This window comes from Oleiphilus sp. HI0123 (genome assembly GCF_001635315.1).
The window spans coordinates 1-653 of sequence record NZ_LWGE01000888.1; the positions used below are offsets into that span (position 1 = coordinate 1).

Annotated in this window: 1 protein-coding gene; it reads left to right on the forward strand. The window is 45.3% G+C overall.

All coding sequences use genetic code 11. From position 1 onward, the window contains the following. Positions 1-653: VCBS domain-containing protein (locus A3761_RS07690; RefSeq protein WP_197472949.1), on the forward strand; the 653-nt coding region annotated here is incomplete at both ends.

Below are 653 nucleotides of genomic sequence, written 5' to 3' on the forward strand. Positions count from 1 at the left end.
CAACAATCTCTGGCGACAAGAGCGCTGAAGTTTCAGCACTAAGTAACTATAGCCCTGGTGAAAGACCCGAAACGATCAGCGGCACGCTTACTGTTAAAGACCTCGACCAAGATGAAGCCCAAATGCTGGCTGAAGACATGGTTGAAGGCGCATACGGCTTTGTAAGTATTTCCGCTAGTGGCGAATGGACTTATTCGCTCAATAGTGAGTCAGACGCAGTAAAAAGCCTTCATCAAAACGACACTTTGCATGACCTAATCCCGCTAAAAAGCGTGGACGGTACTAATCAACTTCTCAAGATCACTATTTTTGGCGCCGATGACAAGCCTTTTTTAAGCGGTGACAACTCTGAAACGATCGACTTAGCCACTTCAACTTATGCCGAGCAGAAGCTAAACATCGATGATCCTGACTTTGGTCAGTCTCACTTTATAGCAGCCGAAGACATTGCCACACGCTCTAACTATGGCACTGGTAGCATTGATGAACACGGCAACTGGCGATACGAACTAAATACTAACAACCCGAAAGTCATCTCTTTGGGTGAGAAGGAACGCTTGTTTGACACATTTGTTGTCGAAAGTGTTGATGGCACGACACAAACAGTCATTATAAAGATTGAAGGAAGTGATCAGCCACTCTTTGCCAACAAC